Annotated in this window: 15 protein-coding genes; all 15 read right to left on the reverse strand. The window is 67.4% G+C overall.

The features are described 5' to 3' along the window. Window positions 1-56: 56 nt before the first annotated feature. On the reverse strand, window positions 57-1,382 hold the full coding sequence (ftsA, locus tag ACLBKT_RS09565) for a cell division protein FtsA (protein WP_410182681.1): 1,326 nt from the start codon (window positions 1,380-1,382) through the stop codon (window positions 57-59). Further along, the gene (locus ACLBKT_RS09570) at window positions 1,382-2,308 is read right to left on the reverse strand and encodes a cell division protein FtsQ/DivIB (protein WP_410182682.1); all 927 of its coding nucleotides are present in this window, start codon (window positions 2,306-2,308) and stop codon (window positions 1,382-1,384) included. The genes ftsA and ACLBKT_RS09570 overlap by 1 nt, the downstream gene beginning before the upstream one ends. After that, window positions 2,286-3,281: a D-alanine--D-alanine ligase gene (locus ACLBKT_RS09575; RefSeq protein WP_410182683.1), complete on the reverse strand. Its 996-nt coding sequence runs from the start codon at window positions 3,279-3,281 to the stop codon at window positions 2,286-2,288. The genes ACLBKT_RS09570 and ACLBKT_RS09575 overlap by 23 nt, the downstream gene beginning before the upstream one ends. 91 nt (window positions 3,282-3,372) lie before the next feature. Next, complete coding sequence (gene murB / locus ACLBKT_RS09580; RefSeq protein WP_410182684.1) at window positions 3,373-4,338, reverse strand: UDP-N-acetylmuramate dehydrogenase; 966 nt, start codon at window positions 4,336-4,338, stop codon at window positions 3,373-3,375. Then, window positions 4,335-5,780, reverse strand: coding sequence for a UDP-N-acetylmuramate--L-alanine ligase (murC, locus tag ACLBKT_RS09585; RefSeq protein ID WP_410182685.1), 1,446 nt, complete (start codon window positions 5,778-5,780; stop codon window positions 4,335-4,337). The genes murB and murC overlap by 4 nt, the downstream gene beginning before the upstream one ends. Continuing rightward, the gene (gene murG, locus ACLBKT_RS09590) at window positions 5,777-7,006 is read right to left on the reverse strand and encodes an undecaprenyldiphospho-muramoylpentapeptide beta-N-acetylglucosaminyltransferase (RefSeq protein ID WP_410182686.1); all 1,230 of its coding nucleotides are present in this window, start codon (window positions 7,004-7,006) and stop codon (window positions 5,777-5,779) included. Before murG ends, murC begins: the two co-directional genes overlap by 4 nt. Then, window positions 7,003-8,232 (reverse strand): FtsW/RodA/SpoVE family cell cycle protein, encoded by a 1,230-nt coding sequence (locus tag ACLBKT_RS09595; protein WP_410182687.1) that lies wholly within the window; start codon window positions 8,230-8,232, stop codon window positions 7,003-7,005. Before ACLBKT_RS09595 ends, murG begins: the two co-directional genes overlap by 4 nt. Further along, window positions 8,229-9,599, reverse strand: a complete 1,371-nt coding sequence (gene murD / locus ACLBKT_RS09600; RefSeq protein ID WP_410182688.1) for a UDP-N-acetylmuramoyl-L-alanine--D-glutamate ligase — start codon at window positions 9,597-9,599, stop codon at window positions 8,229-8,231. The genes ACLBKT_RS09595 and murD overlap by 4 nt, the downstream gene beginning before the upstream one ends. A gap of 12 nt (window positions 9,600-9,611) precedes the next feature. Beyond that, window positions 9,612-10,682 carry a phospho-N-acetylmuramoyl-pentapeptide-transferase gene (gene mraY, locus ACLBKT_RS09605; protein ID WP_410182689.1) on the reverse strand — a complete coding sequence of 357 codons (1,071 nt, stop codon included), beginning with the start codon at window positions 10,680-10,682 and terminating at the stop codon, window positions 9,612-9,614. A 22-nt stretch (window positions 10,683-10,704) separates the two neighbouring features. After that, window positions 10,705-12,195 carry a UDP-N-acetylmuramoyl-tripeptide--D-alanyl-D-alanine ligase gene (murF, locus tag ACLBKT_RS09610; protein WP_410182690.1) on the reverse strand — a complete coding sequence of 497 codons (1,491 nt, stop codon included), beginning with the start codon at window positions 12,193-12,195 and terminating at the stop codon, window positions 10,705-10,707. Further along, the gene (locus ACLBKT_RS09615) at window positions 12,195-13,664 is read right to left on the reverse strand and encodes a UDP-N-acetylmuramoyl-L-alanyl-D-glutamate--2,6-diaminopimelate ligase (RefSeq protein WP_410182691.1); all 1,470 of its coding nucleotides are present in this window, start codon (window positions 13,662-13,664) and stop codon (window positions 12,195-12,197) included. Before ACLBKT_RS09615 ends, murF begins: the two co-directional genes overlap by 1 nt. Continuing rightward, entirely contained in the window at window positions 13,661-15,400 is a 1,740-nt protein-coding gene (locus tag ACLBKT_RS09620) for a peptidoglycan D,D-transpeptidase FtsI family protein (protein WP_410182692.1), read from the reverse strand. The genes ACLBKT_RS09615 and ACLBKT_RS09620 overlap by 4 nt, the downstream gene beginning before the upstream one ends. Next, window positions 15,397-15,954 carry a hypothetical protein gene (locus ACLBKT_RS09625; protein WP_410182693.1) on the reverse strand — a complete coding sequence of 186 codons (558 nt, stop codon included), beginning with the start codon at window positions 15,952-15,954 and terminating at the stop codon, window positions 15,397-15,399. The genes ACLBKT_RS09620 and ACLBKT_RS09625 overlap by 4 nt, the downstream gene beginning before the upstream one ends. Next, entirely contained in the window at window positions 15,951-16,895 is a 945-nt protein-coding gene (gene rsmH, locus ACLBKT_RS09630) for a 16S rRNA (cytosine(1402)-N(4))-methyltransferase RsmH (protein WP_410182694.1), read from the reverse strand. Before rsmH ends, ACLBKT_RS09625 begins: the two co-directional genes overlap by 4 nt. Then, on the reverse strand, window positions 16,892-17,389 hold the full coding sequence (locus tag ACLBKT_RS09635; RefSeq protein ID WP_410182695.1) for a division/cell wall cluster transcriptional repressor MraZ: 498 nt from the start codon (window positions 17,387-17,389) through the stop codon (window positions 16,892-16,894). The genes rsmH and ACLBKT_RS09635 overlap by 4 nt, the downstream gene beginning before the upstream one ends. Window positions 17,390-17,443: the final 54 nt, after the last annotated feature.

Consider the following 17,443-nt stretch of genomic DNA (forward strand, 5'->3'; position numbering starts at 1 on the left):
TCCTTATCCACAGTGCAAGGTTTGCCCGTCAGTCGGCTGTCGCTTGGGCGACCCGGCTAGAAGTACTCCTTCACAGCCCGTACCAGCCGCGCAAGCAATGCCATCATCCCGGTTTCGCGTGCAAAGGCACGGTACACCCCACCTCGTCCAGCGCCCACCGCGCGGATATCGACCGGGTCTTCGGCGGCATAAAGGCACAGCCCTGCCAGCGTTGCAAAACCAGGTGCGTGGTGGGCTTCGGGCATCCCGGACAGCTGCGGCGGACGGCCAAGCCGTACGGGCTGCCCCAGCGCGCCCTGCATGAAATCGGCCATCCCGGCAAGCTCTGCCCCGCCCCCGGTCAGCACCACCTGACCCGCGCGCGATCCGGCAAAACCCATGCTTTTGAGCGCCTTGCCGATCTCACCGGTCAATAACGAAAGCTGCTGCGTCACCACCGCGACCAGTTCGGCGCGCAAGATGCGGTTCTTGTCATCCGCCCCGCGCGCGAGCGGGCCGACCGGCGCGCCCTCGCCGCCGCCCTCGCCCGGGCCATTGACGGGGATGAGTTCGCGATGATCGGCCGGGCTGGCGATTGCCGAGCCAGCGACGCACTTCAGCCGCTCGGCCTGCGAACGGCGGATGCCGAAGCTGCTGGCGATCGCATCGGTGATGCCAGCCGAACCCATCGGAATGGCATGGAGCCCCAGCAGCATCCCGCCCGCAAACACCGCGACATTGGTGATATCCGCCCCGATCTCGACCAGCGCAACACCGAGTTCGCGTTCCTCGGGGGTGAGGCAGGCATGACCCGCCGCCAGCGGCGCTGCGACCACGCCTTCGACGTCGAGATGCGCGCTTTGCACCGCTTCGGTCAGGTTCCTGACCGGCGCGCCATCCGCCAGCATCACATGGATATCGACACCCAGCCGCTCGGCATGGAGCCCGCGCGGATTTGCCACGCCATGCGCGCCGTCCAAGGTGTAATGCGCAGGCTGCGCATGGAGCACCCGGCGGCCATCGGGCTGGATCATGTCCTGCGCCTGGATCAGCAGCTGCTCGACATCCTCATCCTCGATCCGCCGCCCGCCGATCTCGATATCGACCGCGACCACATGGCTGGCGAGCCCGGCGCCCGCACAGGCGATCCACACGCTCCTGACCGGCGTATTGGCGCTTTTCTCCGCGCGTTCCACTGCATCGCGGATCGCGTGGGCGGCGGCGGTCATGTCGGTGACATAGCCGCGCTTGATCCCGGCGCTGGCGCGGTGGCCCGAGCCGAGCACCTGCAATTCGCCGCTCTCGGTCTCACCCATGATCATCGCCGAGATGCGGAAGCTCCCGACATTCACGGCGGCATAGGTGCGCGCGAGGCGGCGTTGACTGGCGGGGCGTGACGCCATCAGGTGGTCTCCCCTGCTTCCGCCGCGCCCACGACCTTGGGCTGGGCGACACCTTCCGGCAGGCGCAGATAGAGCCGCGGCGGCGTGCGCATGTCGAAGGCCAGCACCTTGCCGCCGAGCAGCCGGTTCTGGCCATCGAGCTTCGCGAACTTGACCAGCGCGGTCGCGGATTCGACTTCGCCTTCGGGCAGCGCGAGCAATTGCCCGGTGCGGAAGGTGAGATTCCAGCGGCGGTTGCCCACCCATTCCGCCGCTTCAACCTTGGGCGCCAAAGCCGGTGCGGCGGCGAGCAGGGTTTCGAGGCTACGTGCCTGCTTGCCCGCCCCCGGTCCGGCGAGCCGCAGCATCCCCTTGGCTTTCTCCGGCGCGACCGGCTCAAGCTCGACCCCGGTGGCATCGATCAGCATCAGCCGGTCCGGCCGTTCGAGCACCGCGTGCGGCTGACGCTCGACGATATCGATGGCGAGGGTGTGGGGAAGCTGGATCGAGACCCGCGCGTCCTTGACCCACGGCAGCGCCCGCAATTCCGCGCGCAGCTTGGCCACATCGACGTCCGGCATGGCCTGATTGCGGGTGGAGAGCGCGCGGGCATAGACCTGCTGTTCGTCCATCCGCGCGGTGCCGGTGACGCGCACATGGCGCACCTCGAACCCGGCATCGGCCGCAATCGCCGCCACTTGCGCCTGCGCCAAGGCGGGCACGCCGGCGAGACTGGCGATCACGAAAGCGATGCCCACGCCGGTGCCGATGATCATGGCGAGCCAGATGCGGCTCCACTGCTCCTCGGTGAAAGGCAGCACGCCCATCGCCTTGTCGAGAATGCCGCTCGCCTGCCCGCGCGCGCGCCGCGCGGTCTGGCTGCGGCTTTGCGACTTGGCGGCGCGGCGGACCCCGGTGGTGCCGTTACGCCTGATCTGCTGTGCCATTGCCGCCCCCCTTCGCCTGTTTCGCCGCGTGCACCCGCAAGGCTTCCGCCACCAACATCTCGACCAGATCGGCATAAGGGATGCCGCAGCCCGCCGCCTGTTCGGGCACGAGGCTCAGCGGCGTCATGCCCGGCTGGGTGTTGGTCTCGAGCACGAACAGCCCGTCCTCACCCGCCTCCTCGTCCCAGCGGAAATCGGTGCGGCTGGTGCCGTTGCAGCCCAGGACCTGATGCGCCTTGACCGCATAGGCCTCGCACAAAGCGGTGATCTCGGGCGGGAGTTTTGCGGGGAAGATGTGCTCGGTGCGCCCGGCGGTGTACTTGTTCTCGTAGTCGTAGAAGCCGTTGGCAACGACCAGTTCGGTGACGCCCAGCGCGCGCGGGCCATCGGGGCCGTCGAGCACGGCGGCGGTCAGCTCGCGGCCCTTGATGAAGGGCTCGGCGAGCAGTTCGGCGAATTCCTGCCAGGGGCCGGTCGCGTCCGGGGAGATCGGGTTGCCGACATTGCTGTTCTCGGTGACGATGGCGACGCCGACCGAGGAGCCCTCGTTGACGGGCTTGAGCACATAGGGCCGCGGCAGCGGGTCACGCTGATAGAGCTCGTCGCGCGTCACGATCCGCCCGCCCGGCATGGGGATGCCGTGCGGCACCAGCGCCTGCTTGGTCAGCTGCTTGTCGATCGCGATCACCGAGGTCGCGAGGCCCGAATGGGTGTAGGCAAGGCCCATCAGGTCGAGCATCCCCTGCACCGTCCCGTCCTCCCCCGGCACGCCGTGGAGGGCGTTGAAGACGACATCGGGCTTGGCCTCATGCAGCCTGAGCGCGACATCGCGCCCCATGTCGATGCGGGTGACGCGGTGCCCCTTGCTCTCGAGCGCATCGGCCACACCCGCGCCGCTGGTCAGCGACACCTGCCGCTCGTTCGCCCAGCCGCCCATCAGGACCGCGACGTGGAGGGGTTTGTCAAACATCATTCTTCAATTCCGTTCGTGTCGAGCGAAGTCGAGACACCGCTCTCCTGCCTCACGACTATGCTCGAGGCGAACGGCTGTGGTGCGTGGTTCCTCACGGCCGCCCCACCCGCTGGATTTCCCATTCGAGGCTTACGCCGGTCGCGGCGTAGACCTTGTCGCGCACCATTTCGCCCAGCCCCTCGATATCGGCGCTGGTGGCGGTGCCGGTGTTGATGAGGAAGTTGGTGTGCTTCTCGCTCACCTGCGCGCCGCCTAGGGTGAGGCCCCGGCAGCCCGCCTGATCCACCAACTGCCAGGCCTTGTGGCCCTCGGGGTTCTTGAAGGTCGACCCGCCGGTCTTGGTGCGCAGCGGTTGCGAAGCTTCGCGCGCGGCGGCGATGCGGTCCATTTCCGCGCCAATGGCGGCCGGATCGCCCGGATGGCCCCGGAACCGGGCCGACACGACGATCGCCCCATCGGGCAGGGCCGAGTGGCGGTAGGAGTAGTCGAGTTCCTCGGCGTTCAGCGTGATGAAGCTGCCGTCGTGCAGGATCACCGCGCAATCGAGCAGCACATCGGCCACCTCGCGCCCGTAAGCGCCGCCGTTCATGCGCACGAAGCCGCCGACCGTGCCGGGGATGCCGCGCAGGAATTCAAGCCCTGCAATGCCGAGATCGCGCGCGGTCGAGGCGACCAGAATGCCGCTCGCCCCGCCGCCGCAGGTGAGTTCCATATCGCCCGTGTGCTCGACCTTGGCGAAGCTCTTGCCCAACCGCACCACCACGCCGGGCACCCCGCCGTCGCGCACGATCATGTTCGAGCCGAGGCCCAGGGCCATCACCGGGATCTCGCCGTCCAATCGTTCGAGGAAAGCCTTCAGGTCTTCCATGTCAGCCGGTTCGAACAGCCAGTCGGCCGGGCCGCCGGTCTTGAACCAGGTGTAGGGCGCGAGCGGGGCCTTGCAGGTCAGCTTGCCGCGAATGCCTTCGAGCGGGACGGGCGCGGAGACGCCGCCTTCGACCGCGCAGGTCGGGGCTGCGCCGTTGTCATATTCGTAGCTGTCGCCCGGCTGGTTCATGCCGCGTCCCGCTTGGCAGTGATGGCAGGCGCGAGGCCCGCCGCCCAGCGCGTGATGTCGCCCGCTCCGAGGCATACGACCATGTCGCCCGGCTGGATTTCGCCCGCCAGCGTCTCCGCCAGCGCATCCGCCCCGGCGATCTCGCGCGCCGCACGGTGTCCGCGCGCCTTCATTCCGGCAACCAGCGCGGTGTGATCGACCCCCGGCAGCGGCTCCTCGCCCGCCGGATAGACCGGGGCGACATAGGCGATATCGGCATCGTCAAAGCACAACTGGAACGCGTCCATCAGATCATTGAGGCGCGAATAGCGGTGCGGCTGGGCGACTGCGATCACGCGGCCCGTGGTCCCCGCCACCGCCTCACGTGCAGCGCCGAGCACGGCGCGGATTTCGACCGGGTGGTGGGCGTAATCGTCAATCACCGTCACCGCGCCGCCATCCAGTGCGACAGAGCCGACCTTGGTGAAGCGCCGCCGCACGCCGCCGAACCGGGCAAAGCCGGTGCGGATCACTTCGTCCGAGCAGCCCATCTCGATCGCAACGGCAATCGCGGCGAGCGCGTTCTGGACGTTGTGGCGCCCCGGCATCGGCAGGTGCACGCCCTCGATGCGGCGATCCTCACGGCTGTCCTTGGGTCCGCGCTGGCGCACGATCACATCGAAGCTGTTACCGCCGTCGAGACTGCGGACATTGACCCCGCAGATGTCGGCTTGCAGCGAGAAGCCATAGGTCACGACCTTGCGATCGCGCACCTGTCCGATCACCGCCTGCACCTCGGGGTGGTCCACGCACAACACCGCCGCGCCATAGAACGGGACGTTGTGAATAAACTCCACGAAGGCGCGCTTCACGCCGTCGAAATCGCCGTAGTGGTCAAGGTGTTCAGGATCTATGTTCGTAACGACTGCGATCGTCCCGTCGAGGCGCAGGAAGCTGCCGTCGCTCTCGTCGGCTTCGACCACCATCCAATCGGAATCGCCAAGGCGGGCGTTGGAGCCATATTGCTCGATGATCCCGCCATTGATGACAGTCGGGTCGACCCCGCCCGCATCCAGCAGCGTGGCGATCATGCTGGTCGTCGTCGTCTTGCCGTGCGTGCCAGCCACCGCGACGGTGGACTTGAGCCGCATCAGTTCCGCCAGCATCTCGGCGCGGCGCACCACGGGGATGCGGGCTTCCAACGCGGCGGCGACTTCGGGGTTGGTGCGGCGCACGGCGGTGGAGGTGACGACGACCGCCACACCTTCCACATTCTCCTTGGCGTGGCCGATATGCACCGTGATCCCGCGCGCGCGCAGACGCTCGACGCTCGGGCCTTCGGCAATGTCGGAGCCCTGGACGGTGTATCCGAGGTTACGCATCACCTCGGCGATGCCGGACATGCCGATCCCGCCGATGCCGACGAAGTGGATCGTGCCGATATCAGTGCCCACGCCCTTCATGCCGCGTTCTGCTCCTCGGTCTTTTCGCTGCCGGCGGTGGCGGTCGAGGCGCGGGTGCGCAGACGGGCGGCCGCCGGCGCGGTCTCACCGACGCGGATCACGTCCATCAGATCGATCCCGCTCATGCTCTCGACAAGGTCAGCGAGGTCCTTCGCCGCGTCGGGCCGCCCGCAATTGAAGGCGCAATGCGCCGCATTGGCGAGGCTCGCCGGGTTCATTGCCATCGCCTGAATCTGCTTGGCCAGTTCCTTGGGTTGGAACGCATCCTGCCGGATCATCCGCGCGCCGCCGCCCTTGACCATCTCGCGGGTGTTGACCGCCTGGTGATCGTCGGTCGCAATCGGCAGCGGGACGAGGATCGCCGGACGCCCCACGGCGGTCAGCTCGGCAATGGTCGATGCGCCCGCGCGGCCGATGAACAGATGCGCATCGGCCAACCGTTCGTGCATATCCTCAAAATAGGTGCCGAGCTCGGCCGGGATATCGTGACTGGCATAGCGCGCCCGCACCGTCTCCAGATCCTCGGCACGGCATTGCTGGGTCACCTGCAAACGCTGTCGCAGCGCAGGTGGCAGCATGGCGAGGCCATCGGGCACCACCTCCGAAAGCACCCGCGCGCCCTGCGATCCGCCGGTCACCAGAATGCGCAGCAGGCTTTCTTCGGTAAAGGCGGGGAAGTCCTTGTCGCGCAGGGCCAGAACCTCGGCGCGCACCGGGTTGCCGGTAAGGCGGACCTTGTGCGCGTGCTTGGGCTTCAACCGGTCGACCTTGTCATAGGAGGTCGCAATCGCGTCCACCCGGCCCGCCAGCAGGCGGTTCACCCGGCCCAGCACCGCGTTCTGTTCGTGGACGATGCTCGGCAGTTTGATCGCTGTGGCCGCCAGCAGCGCGGGAAGCGCGGGATAGCCCCCGAACCCGACCACTGCGGAGGGCGCGAAGGCTTCAAACAGGCGCAGCGCCATCGCCCGGCCTTCCAGCACGGCACTGATCCCGGCCGGCCAGCCCAGCGGGTTCTTGCCGAAGCGCCCGGCGGGCAGGACATGGGCGGTGAGGAAATCGGGCTTGCCCGGGATCGCCGCCCCGCGTTCATCGGTGATCAGCGCCACATGATGACCCCGAGCGTGCAATTCTGCCGCCAGCGCAAAGGCTGGAATCAGGTGCCCGCCGGTGCCGCCTGCGGCCAGCACATAGTGGCGAGAAGCGCCGGTTGGGGTATGGCTGGTCATGCGCCGGGGTCCTTGCGTTCGATCAGATCGCGCAAACTGCCGCCCTCACGAGCGAGGAACGGATTGCGCCGGGTGATCGCCAGCAATAGCCCAAGCGTGAAGCACACCGCCAGTGTCGATGAACCGCCATAGGAGATCAGCGGCAATGTCATCCCCTTCGAGGGAAACAGCTTGAGGTTCACCAGCATGTTGATGAAGGCCTGCCCGCCGAATTGCGTGATTAGGCCAGTCGCCGCCAGCAGCGCGAACAGATTGTCCTCGCCCACCAGCCGCACCAGCACGCGCAGCACCAACGCGCAGTAGAGCAGCACGATCAGCCCGCAGGTGATCAGGCCGAACTCCTCGCCGATCACCGAGAAGATGTAATCGGTATGCGCCTCTGGCAGGTTCATCTTCCTCACGCCGAGCCACAGGCCGGTGCCGGTCCAGCCACCCGCCGTGATGGTGCGCTGGGCGAGGTCAACCTGATCGAAGGCGGTGCCGCCGCCCAGAAACCCGTCGATCCGGTGGCGGGCATTGTCGTAGAACACATAGGCCAGCCCCAGCGCGCCGACGCCCGCGCCGATCAGCCAGGCAATGCGCTGCCACGCGACACCCGCCAGCAGCACCATCACCAGCCAGATCCCGCCGAACAGGATCGCGTCGCCAAGGTTGGGTTGCAGCATCAGGAGGCCAGCGATCAGCCCCATCAGCCCGGTGACATACCAAACCACCGGCAGGCCCGGATCGCGCAGGCGCCAGCTCAGGATCCAGGCGCAGATGATCGCAAAGCCGGGCTTGAGGAATTCGGACGGCTGAAGGCTCATGCCGACATTGATCCAGCGCTTGGCGCCGTTCTTTTCCTCGCCGATGATCGGCACCACGAACAGCAGCGCCAGCATCACCGCACCCACCAGGATGCCCAGCCGCCGGGCCTGATCGCGGTTGAGGAACGACAATCCGATCATCAGCGTCAGCCCCATCAGCTGAAACACGATGTGCCGCTTGAAGAACATGAAATCACCCACGCGCTCCTTGGCGGTGGACAGCTGGTCAGCGCTCGCAGGCGAGGCCGCAGCGACCGCGACGATGCCGATCGCCATCAGCAGGCCGATCAGCAGCAACAGCACCTTGTCGATCTCGCGCCACCAGATGCGCAGGGCATCGCGCCAGCGGCGCTGCACCGGGACAGGGGGGAGAAAATTGCCGGCCCCGCGGGGGGCGGAGCTATAGGCCGGAGCGGTCATGGCAGAATGCTCCGGCTCGCAGCGTCATCGCACGGATCGCAGCCGGTGATGACCCCGACCATCTGGCGGAAGTGGGTGCCGCGCTTCTCGTAATCGCGGAACTGATCGTAGGACGCGCAGGCGGGGGAGAGCAGCACCACCTCGCCCGGACGCGCCGCTTCGGCCGCACGGCGCACAGCCTCGCTGATCAGCTCGCAGCGGTGGGTGAGGACCTGACCTTCGAGCAGATCGGCAAACATCGGCCCGGCCTCCCCCACGGTATAGGCAGCCGCCACATTGCCGAGATGGTCGGCACAGGCGCCCAGCCCATCTTCCTTGGGCAAGCCACCGACGATCCAGTGGATGCGCGGCGCGCCATCATTGATCGCCGGATCGGGCGGGAATGCTGCCAGCGCCGGAGCGGCCGAAGCAGCGTTGGTCGCCTTGCTGTCGTTGATATAGGTGACGCCGCCCGCCTCGCACACGCGCTCCATCCGGTGCGGGAGGCCGCGATAGGTGGCGAGACCCTGCGCGATCTGCGCGTCGGTCAGGCCGAGCTGGCGGCAGATGGCCACCGCGACGGCGGCGTTCTGGGCATTGTGCGGCCCGGCCAGCGAGGGCGAGCGCCCCTCGGCCAGGCCCTGCGCGGCAAGATCGGCGGTCCGCACGCGCACCAGCGGCTTGCCCGTCGCTGCCAGCCGGTCCGCGATGGCGCGGGTGGGCTCGTCCTCGTCGCAAATCAGCGCAGTGCCGGTCTGCTGCATGGCGAACAGGCGTTCCTTGGAAGCGGCATAGGCTTCAAAGCTGGCGTAACGGTCGAGATGATCGGGCGTGATGTTGGTCAGCGCGGCAATGTCGCAATCGAGCGTGAAGGTGAGGTCGATCTGAAAGCTCGACAGTTCGAGCACATAGACCCCGCCTTCGGGCAGCGGGTCCTGCCCGAGGATCGGGTCGCCAATATTGCCGCCCATCACGCAAGGCACACCGGCGCTTGCGAGGATGTGGTGGGTCAGCGCGGTGGTGGTCGATTTGCCGTTGGTGCCGGTGATGCCGACCACGCGGTGCGGCGGCAGGCTGGCGCGGGCCGCGGCGAACAGCTCGATATCGCCAATCACCGGCAGACCATATTGCCAGACGTGCGGCGCGATCGGGTGCGAGTTGAGCGGCACGCCGGGCGAGACGACCACGCCAGCAAAGCCGGTCAGGTCCAGTTCCAGCGGATCGATCAAGCGGCAGCGGCCCACGAAGGGCTCCCGCGCGACATCCTGCCGGTCCCAGCCGATCACCTCCGCCCCGCTCGCGATCAGGGCCTCAGCGGCCGCCGCGCCCGAGCGCGCGAGGCCGAGCACCGCGTAACGCTTACCGGCAAAGGCGGGGGAGGTGATCATCCGCGCCGCGTCCTACCGCAGCTTCAGCGTCGACAGGCCGATCAGCGCCAGCACAATGGCGATAATCCAGAACCGGATCACGACCTTGCTCTCGCTCCAGCCCAATTGTTCGAAATGGTGGTGGATCGGCGCCATCTTGAACACGCGGCGGCCCGTGCGCTTGAACCAGAACACCTGTACGATCACGCTGACCGCTTCGAGCACGAACAGCCCGCCGACAATCGCCAGCACGACCTCATGGTGCGAAGCGACCGCAATCGCGCCCAGCGCGCCGCCCAGGGCGAGCGAACCGGTATCGCCCATGAACACGGCTGCCGGGGGCGCATTGAACCACAGGAAGGCCAGCCCCGCCCCCATGATCGCCGCGCAGAAGATCGCCAGCTCCCCCGCCCCCGGCACGTGCGGGATGCCCAGATAGGTCGAGAAATCCGCGCGCCCCACCAGATAGGCGATGATCGCAAAGGTGCCGCTGGCGATGATGACGGGCATGATCGCAAGGCCGTCCAGACCGTCGGTCAGGTTCACCGCATTGCCCGCGCCGACGATGACGAAGGCCGCAAAGATGTAATAGGCCGGCCCCAGCGGGATGCTCACCCCGGTCAGGAATGGCAGATACAGGTTGGTGTTGATCTGGCTGACAATCAGCCAGCTCGCCAGCCCTGCCACCACGAACTCGCCCAGCAGGCGCACGCGGCCTGGCACGCCCGCATGGCTGTTCTTGGAGACCTTGTCGTAATCATCGAGGAACCCGATGATCCCGAAGCCGATGGTGACCGCGAGGCACGCCCAGACGAAGGGGCTCGACAGGTCCATCCACAGCACCAGCGAGGCTGTCAGCGAGGTGAGGATCATCAACCCGCCCATCGTCGGCGTCCCGCGCTTGGCGAGATGCGACTGCGGGCCGTCTTCGCGGATCGGTTGGCCTTTGCCCTGTCGCACGCGCAGCAGGTTGATGAACCGCGGGCCGATGATCAGGCCGATCAGCAGCGCGGTTATCAGCGTCGCGCCCGCACGAAAGCTCTGGTATCGCACCAGATTGAGGATGCCCTCGAAGCCAAGCCACTCGGCAAGCAGATATAGCATTCAGTCGTCCCTTGGCTCGGCCTCAGCCTCCGGTTGCGCCTGGTGCACGGGCAGTCTCGGTAAGATGTGACACCAGTCTGCCGAGACCCACCGAATTGGACCCCTTGACCAGCACCGCATCGCCTTGCGCAAGACCGAACTGCCCGAGCGCCGCAATCGCCTCGGCAGGCCCCTCGCAATGGGCGATGGTGAGGCTATTGCCAAGCTTGGCGGCGGCGGCTTTCCCCAACTCGTCTGCCAGGGCGCGCATCTCGTCGCCAACCAGGATCACATGCGCGATACCAGCATCGGCAATCGGTTCGGCCAGCTGGCGGTGGAAGCGGTCGGAAAAGTCGCCGAGCTCCTTCATGCTGCCGAGCACCGCGATCCGGCGGGCGGCAGGCGTCTGGCTCAGCGCCTTGAGGGTTGCGCGCATCGAGGCGGGGTTGGCATTGTAGCTTTCGTCGATCAGCAGCGCCGTGCCGCCCTGCGCCGCGATGGTGTGGCGTGCGCCGCGTCCCTTCAGCCCGCCCATCTCGGCCAGCGCCAGTCCCGCGCTCGCAAGATCGCCGCCAGCGGCGCGCACCGCAGCCATGACGCCCAGTGAATTGACGATCCAGTGCTCGCCCGGCTCGGCGATGGTGTAGCAGATCCGCCGGTCGCCAAGATCAGCCGTGACGAGCGAACCGCCGCCTGCCGCCGGGATCGCGTCGAGCAGGCGCACATCGGCGGTCTTGGCGCGCCCGAAGGTGATGACATGCGCACCACACGCCTTGGCGTGGCCGATCATCCGTTCCGCAAATTCGCTATCCGCCGGAATGATCGCCACACCGCCTTCGACAAGGCCAGTGAAGATCTGCGCTTTCTCGTCGGCGATGGCCTCGAGGCTTCCGAGGTTCTCGATATGCGCGGGCGCGATGGTGGTGATCAGCGCGACGTGCGGGCGGGCATGGGCCGCGAGCGGGGCGATCTCACCCGCGTGGTTCATGCCCATTTCGAACACGCCGAACTTCGCCCGCGCGGGCATCCGCGCCAGTGAAAGCGGCACGCCGACATGATTGTTGTAGCTGCGCACCGAGCGATGCGCTGCGCCGCGGCTGGCGCGGTCGAGGCAGGCGAAGATCGCCTCCTTCATCCCGGTCTTGCCGACCGAACCGGTAATCCCGATCCGCACCGCCTCCACCGCCCGGTCGCGCGCGGCGTGGGCGAGCGCGTGGAGCGCGGCGGTGGTATCCTTGACGAGCACGTGCGGAACATCGACCGGACGGTCGACGATGGCAGCAACTGCGCCTTTCTCAAAGGCTTGCGTGATGAACTTGTGGCCGTCCATCGCCTCACCCTTCAAGGCCACGAACAGATCGCCCGCCTTCACGTCGCGCGAGTCCATCTCGACCCCGCTCGCCTGAAAATCATGGCCGGCAATACCGCCGGTCGCCGCTTCGATTTCGGCTGCGCTCCACAGGGCCAGCGGCAGCGCATCGCGGGCAACGACTGGCCAATGATGCAGCATCGGATGGGCAACGGGCATGTTCATCAGCACTGCCCTCCGGCACATTCGCGCGCGACTTCGACATCGTCGAAAGCTTCGATCCGCATGGTTTCTCCAGACCCGAATACTTGACCCTGCTCGTGGCCTTTGCCGGCGATCAGCACAATGTCGTTTGCCCCGGCTTCCCCAATTGCGACCGCGATGGCGGCGCGGCGGTCCCCGACTTCGCGGGTGTTGGGCCCGGCCCCGGCCATGATCGCGGCGCGGATGGCGGCCGGGTCTTCGCTGCGGGGGTTGTCGTCGGTGACAATGGCGATGTCGGCAGCGCGTGCGGCGACCGCGCCCATCTGCGGACGCTTGCCCGCATCGCGGTCCCCGCCCGCACCATAGACCACGATCAGCTTGCCGCCCTCCGCCACATGCGGGCGCAGCGCGGCGATGGCCGCTTCGAGCGCATCGGGGGTGTGGGCATAGTCGACATAGGCCGGCGCGCCCGCTTGATTGAGCGCAGCGCGCTCCAGCCGTCCGCGCACCGGCTGGAGCCGGGTCAGCGCTTCGAACACGGTCGAAGCCGCAACCCCGGTCGCCATCGCAAGGCCGGCTGACACCAGCGCGTTGGCGGCCTGATAGGCCCCGATCAGCGGCAGATTGACCTTCCTAATCTCGCCTTCATGTTTAATCTGAAGAACCTGCCCCAACTGCCCGGGTTGACGCGAAACAAGCCGCAGGAAGGTGCCGCCCTCGCCCACGGTCAGCACCTTCAGCCCGCGCGCCGCGGCTTCGGCAATCGCCTTGGCGGTCCACTCCGACCCGTCACCCGCATCATGGATCACCGCCGGGCTGCCGCGCGCAACAACCTCGGTGAACAGCCGCATCTTGGCCGCGAAATAGGCCTCCATCGTCCCATGGTAGTCGAGATGGTCACGGCTGAAATTGGTGAAGGCGCTGGCCGAGACCGTCAGCCCCTCGTTGCGATATTGCGAGAGGCCGTGGCTCGATGCCTCATACGCCACATGGGTCACCCCTTCGCGCGCCAGACCGCTCATATTGGCGAGGAAGGTGACGATGTCAGGGGTGGTCAGTCCGGTCGACACAGAACCGTCCGGCGTGGTCACGCCCAGCGTGCCGATGCTCGCCGCGCGTTCGCCCGCCATGCGCCAGATCTGGCGGGTCATTTCGACGCAGGAGGTCTTGCCGTTGGTGCCGGTCACCGCAACGAGGGTGGCAGGCACCGGCGAAAAAAAGCCCGCCGCAAGCCGCGCAAAGGCCCGGCGAGGGGTATTGTCGGCAATGTGCAGCGCCCCTTCGACGCGGGCTTCCGGGCGGGCCACGACGGCAATCGCGCCCGCTGAAATGGCGGGGCCGATGAAGTCCTCACCATTGACGGTGGCGCCTTCGAACGCGCCGAAGACTGTTCCTGGGGCGACCTTGCGGTGGTCGATCGCAAAGCCGGTGACGCTTTCATCGCCGCCGCCTGCCAGACCTGCCTTTGCCAGAAGCTCACCCAGCTTCATTCGCCCTTGTCCACCAGATAGCGCAGATCCGAGATGTCGACGTCGCGGCTTTCGTCCGGCTGCACGCCCAGCATCGGGCCGATGCGGGGCACGAGGCGACCGACAATCGGCGCCGAGGTGAAGGCGGCGGTGCGCTGGAAGCTGCTGGCGACGGTGCCCTTGGGCTCGTCCACCACTACCACCACCACATAGCGCGGGGCGTCCATCGGAAAGGCGGCCGCGAAGGAGGAAACGAGCTTGGTCTTGTTATACCCGCCGACCCCGGCCTTTTCCGCCGAACCCGTCTTGCCACCCACCCGGTATCCGGGCGCATCGGCGTTCCGGCCGGTGCCGTAGAGCGAGATCATCCGCAGCAGCTGGCGCATCCGCGAGGAGGTCGATTCCTTGAACACCCGGCGCCCGCGCGGCACCTTGGCCGGATCGACCTTCATCAGCGTCGCCGGACGCCAGATCCCGCCATTGACCATGGCCGCGTAGGCTGTGGCGAGGTGCAACGGCGTGACCGACAAGCCGTGGCCAAACCCGACCGTCATGTTGGTCACGCGGCTCCACTTGCCCTTCGGCCACAGCGGCCGACCCTTGCCGGGAAGTTCGATGAACGGACGGCGATCCATGCCCAGGTCCATCATGGCGCGGCGCATGCGTTCCGGGCCGAGCTCGTCGGCCACCCGCGCGGTGACGGTGTTGGACGAATGCACCAGCGCCTGCGGCACATTCATGCTCGCGCCCATGGCGTGCGAATCCTTGATCGAGCGGCTGCCCACCGGCACCGGCGCGGCATTCCACTGGCGACCCAGATCGCGCACAACCCCCGCATCGATCGCGGCGGCGACGGTCAGCGGCTTGAAGGTCGAGCCGAGTTCGTAAACACCGTTGGTGGCGCGGTTGAAAACATTGGTCGCCCCGGCAGCGCCCGCGGTGTTGGGATCGAATTCGGGCAGGCTCGCCATCGCCATCACTTCGCCGGTATCGACATCCAGCACGATGCCCGCCGCGCCCAGCGCGTTGGTGGCCAGCATCCCGCGGCGCAGTTCGTCCTCCAGCGCGCCCTGCGCCCGCACGTCGATCGACAGCGCGACCGGCTGCATCCGGCTGTCGGGGTGGCTGAGATGCTTTTGCAGCACTTCCTCCATGCCGATCTTGCCGCCTTCATCCTCGACCACATAGCCCAGAACGTGCGCCGCCAGCGTGCCTTGCGGATAGTAGCGATCCGTCTCGCGCGGGATTTCCAGCGCGATTTCACCAAGGCCGAAGACGCGGTTGGCTTCTTCAGGGAGGATGCGGCGGCGCAGATAGCCCGGGCGGCCCGAGGCGAGGCGGCGGGCCATGCGCGCTTCGTCGATATCGGGGAAGATCGCCTTCAGATCGCGCGCGACCTCGGCCGGGGATCGCACGAGCGGCGCGCCGCTATCGCCCATCGCCTTGGGTTCGAACCACAGGGCATAGGCAGGGAAAGCACGGGCCAGCGGGGCGCCGTTGCGGTCGGTTATCTCACCGCGCGGCGGCAGCAGCGCATCTTCAAGGCTGGTGCGTTGCGGTGCCTGACCAACCAGCCCGAGCGAAGCGATCCGCAGCAGCGCAATCAGCGCGACCAGGGAAAAGCCGCCCAGCAGCCACAGCACCCGCACCCGCGCGGTCCACAGCAACTGCGCGCGCAGGCCCATGCTGGGCAGGCGACCGGCGGGAATGACAGGGGTGGCGACGCGTGCGGCCAGCGGAGCCGCCAGCGTGTTCATTCGCCCGCACCCGCAACAGCGACCTTCGCCCCGGACTTCGGCGTTTCAGCCCGCGCGGGACGGATCGGCGAGGCTTCGATCAGAAAGTCGCCAAACGCCTCGGCGAAGACTGCGCCGGCATCCTTCTCGCTCGAAGCGGACGCCAGCGTCACCTTCGCGCCCGAAACCGGCGAGCGCATCGGCGCGTCGCTGGCGGCTTCGGCCACATCGGTGCTGTCGGCACGGGCCAGCCGGATCTGGGCTGGGCGATCCGGGCCGAGCGTTTCGCCAAGGCTTGCAAGCTGACGCTCGGCCTCCAGGAACTGTCCGGCGCGCGGTGCGGCATAGCCGAACTCGACCGTGTTCCATTCCGCGAGCTGGCGCTGGCTGGCGCGAGTCTCGAACTCGGTTTCGAGCAGCAGCGTCTCGCGCTCAAGCGCGATCAGCTGGCGTTCGGCGAGCAGCACTTCGCTTTTCACCGCGTGGACCTTGAAACTGAGCACCACCACCAACGCAAAGCAGACCGCCAGCACGGCGACCCAACCCAACGAACGGGCCTGAGAGCGGTTCATCATGCGGCTAGGCTCCTGGGCGGTGCGCCGGTGCGGGTGGCGTGGCGCAAGGTGGATGAACGGGCGCGCGGGTTGCGGGCGATTTCGGCCTCGGACGGACGAATAGCTTTGGACACCGCCGTGAAGGTAGGCAGGGGACCGGGGATTTCCCCGGGAAGATGGCGCGAGACCGAGCGGCCCGCGCCGCTCGCGCTGCGCAGAAACTGCTTGGTGATCCGGTCTTCGAGGCTGTGGAAGCTCACCACTGCGAGCACGCCGCCTTCGGTGAGCAGGGCTTCGGCTGCGGCGAGCCCGGCTTCGAGCTCGCCCAGCTCGTCATTCACATGGATGCGCACGGCCTGGAAGGTGCGGGTCGCCGGGTCTTTCTTGTCGTGCGGCTTGTGGCCGAGCGCACGGCGCACCACGCGGGCGAGCTCACCCGTGGTCGTCAGCGGCCGCGCGGCGACGATGGCGCGCGCCACCCGGCGCGACTGCCGTTCCTCGCCATAGTGGTAGAGGACGTTGGCAATCGCTTCCTCGTCGGCGGTGTTGAGGAAATCGGCGGCGCTTTCCCCATCCTGGCTCATACGCATGTCGAGCGGACCATCATGCATGAAGGCGAAGCCACGCTCGCCCTGGTCGAGCTGCATCGAGGACACGCCGATATCCATCACCACCGCATCAACCTGCGTCACGCCGATCGCGGCGAGTTCGGCGCGCATCGCGGAAAAGCGTGCGGGGTGGAGCGCCAAGCGGCCGTCGAAACGGGCGACGAGCGCCTGGCCCGCTGCAATCGCATCAGGATCGCGGTCGAAGGCGTGGACGCTGGCACCGGCTTCCAACAGCGCGGTGGTGTAGCCGCCTGCGCCGAAGGTCGCATCGACTATGGTCATGCCGGGACGCGGGGCGAGCGCGGCGATCACTTCATCGAGCAGCACCGGGATGTGCGGAGCGGGCTGGGTCATTCCGCAGCCCCCTTCTTGGCGGTGACCATCAGCTTGGCACAGGCGGCCTGCGCGCCCTTCCATTCCGGGCCCATGCCCATCAGCTGATCCGGCGCCCAGACGAAGAAGAAATCCCCCGCCGCATGAAAATAGGCCCCGTCGACGATCTTGCCGAGATCGCGCAGGTGCTCCGGCATGATGAAGCGGCCGGAATCGTCGAAGGACAGCTGCTCGAAGCCGAACAGCTGAGCGGCGCGGACATCGCGGTCGAAGCTGTCGTCGTTGCGGCGGATGGCGGCGTCTTCCTCGCGGTCGAGCTTGGCGTGGAGCTGATCGATCCGGGACAGGCCGAAGCCGATCAGGCAATCGAACTTGTCATGGACGGTCAGGCACAGGGTGCGGCTGCCGCCGGAGCTTTCCTTGACCGCCTTGCGGAAGGCGGGCGGCAGGACAAAACGGCCCTTCTCGCCCGCGGGCGAGTATGCTTGGCCATTATATCCTCCGAATGCAGACACGTGCCTGCGGCCCCCTGTTACCCCGTGCGGCCCACTCCCGAAGAGCGCTCCGCG

This window comes from Erythrobacter sp. W302b, from assembly GCF_046452395.1.
Taxonomy (GTDB): domain Bacteria; phylum Pseudomonadota; class Alphaproteobacteria; order Sphingomonadales; family Sphingomonadaceae; genus Erythrobacter.

Coding starts and splice junctions, on each gene's coding strand:
- ACLBKT_RS09570 (WP_410182682.1), bottom strand. CDS start 2,308: ATGGCACAGCAGATCAGGCGTAACGGCACCACCGGGGTCCGCCGCGCC.
- murG (WP_410182686.1), bottom strand. CDS start 7,006: ATGACCAGCCATACCCCAACCGGCGCTTCTCGCCACTATGTGCTGGCC.
- rsmH (WP_410182694.1), bottom strand. CDS start 16,895: ATGACCCAGCCCGCTCCGCACATCCCGGTGCTGCTCGATGAAGTGATC.
- ACLBKT_RS09615 (WP_410182691.1), bottom strand. CDS start 13,664: ATGAAGCTGGGTGAGCTTCTGGCAAAGGCAGGTCTGGCAGGCGGCGGC.
- ACLBKT_RS09620 (WP_410182692.1), bottom strand. CDS start 15,400: ATGAACACGCTGGCGGCTCCGCTGGCCGCACGCGTCGCCACCCCTGTC.
- murB (WP_410182684.1), bottom strand. CDS start 4,338: ATGAACCAGCCGGGCGACAGCTACGAATATGACAACGGCGCAGCCCCG.
- ACLBKT_RS09575 (WP_410182683.1), bottom strand. CDS start 3,281: ATGATGTTTGACAAACCCCTCCACGTCGCGGTCCTGATGGGCGGCTGG.
- murD (WP_410182688.1), bottom strand. CDS start 9,599: ATGATCACCTCCCCCGCCTTTGCCGGTAAGCGTTACGCGGTGCTCGGC.
- ACLBKT_RS09625 (WP_410182693.1), bottom strand. CDS start 15,954: ATGATGAACCGCTCTCAGGCCCGTTCGTTGGGTTGGGTCGCCGTGCTG.
- murF (WP_410182690.1), bottom strand. CDS start 12,195: ATGAACATGCCCGTTGCCCATCCGATGCTGCATCATTGGCCAGTCGTT.
- ftsA (WP_410182681.1), bottom strand. CDS start 1,382: ATGGCGTCACGCCCCGCCAGTCAACGCCGCCTCGCGCGCACCTATGCC.
- ACLBKT_RS09595 (WP_410182687.1), bottom strand. CDS start 8,232: ATGACCGCTCCGGCCTATAGCTCCGCCCCCCGCGGGGCCGGCAATTTT.
- mraY (WP_410182689.1), bottom strand. CDS start 10,682: ATGCTATATCTGCTTGCCGAGTGGCTTGGCTTCGAGGGCATCCTCAAT.
- murC (WP_410182685.1), bottom strand. CDS start 5,780: ATGAAGGGCGTGGGCACTGATATCGGCACGATCCACTTCGTCGGCATC.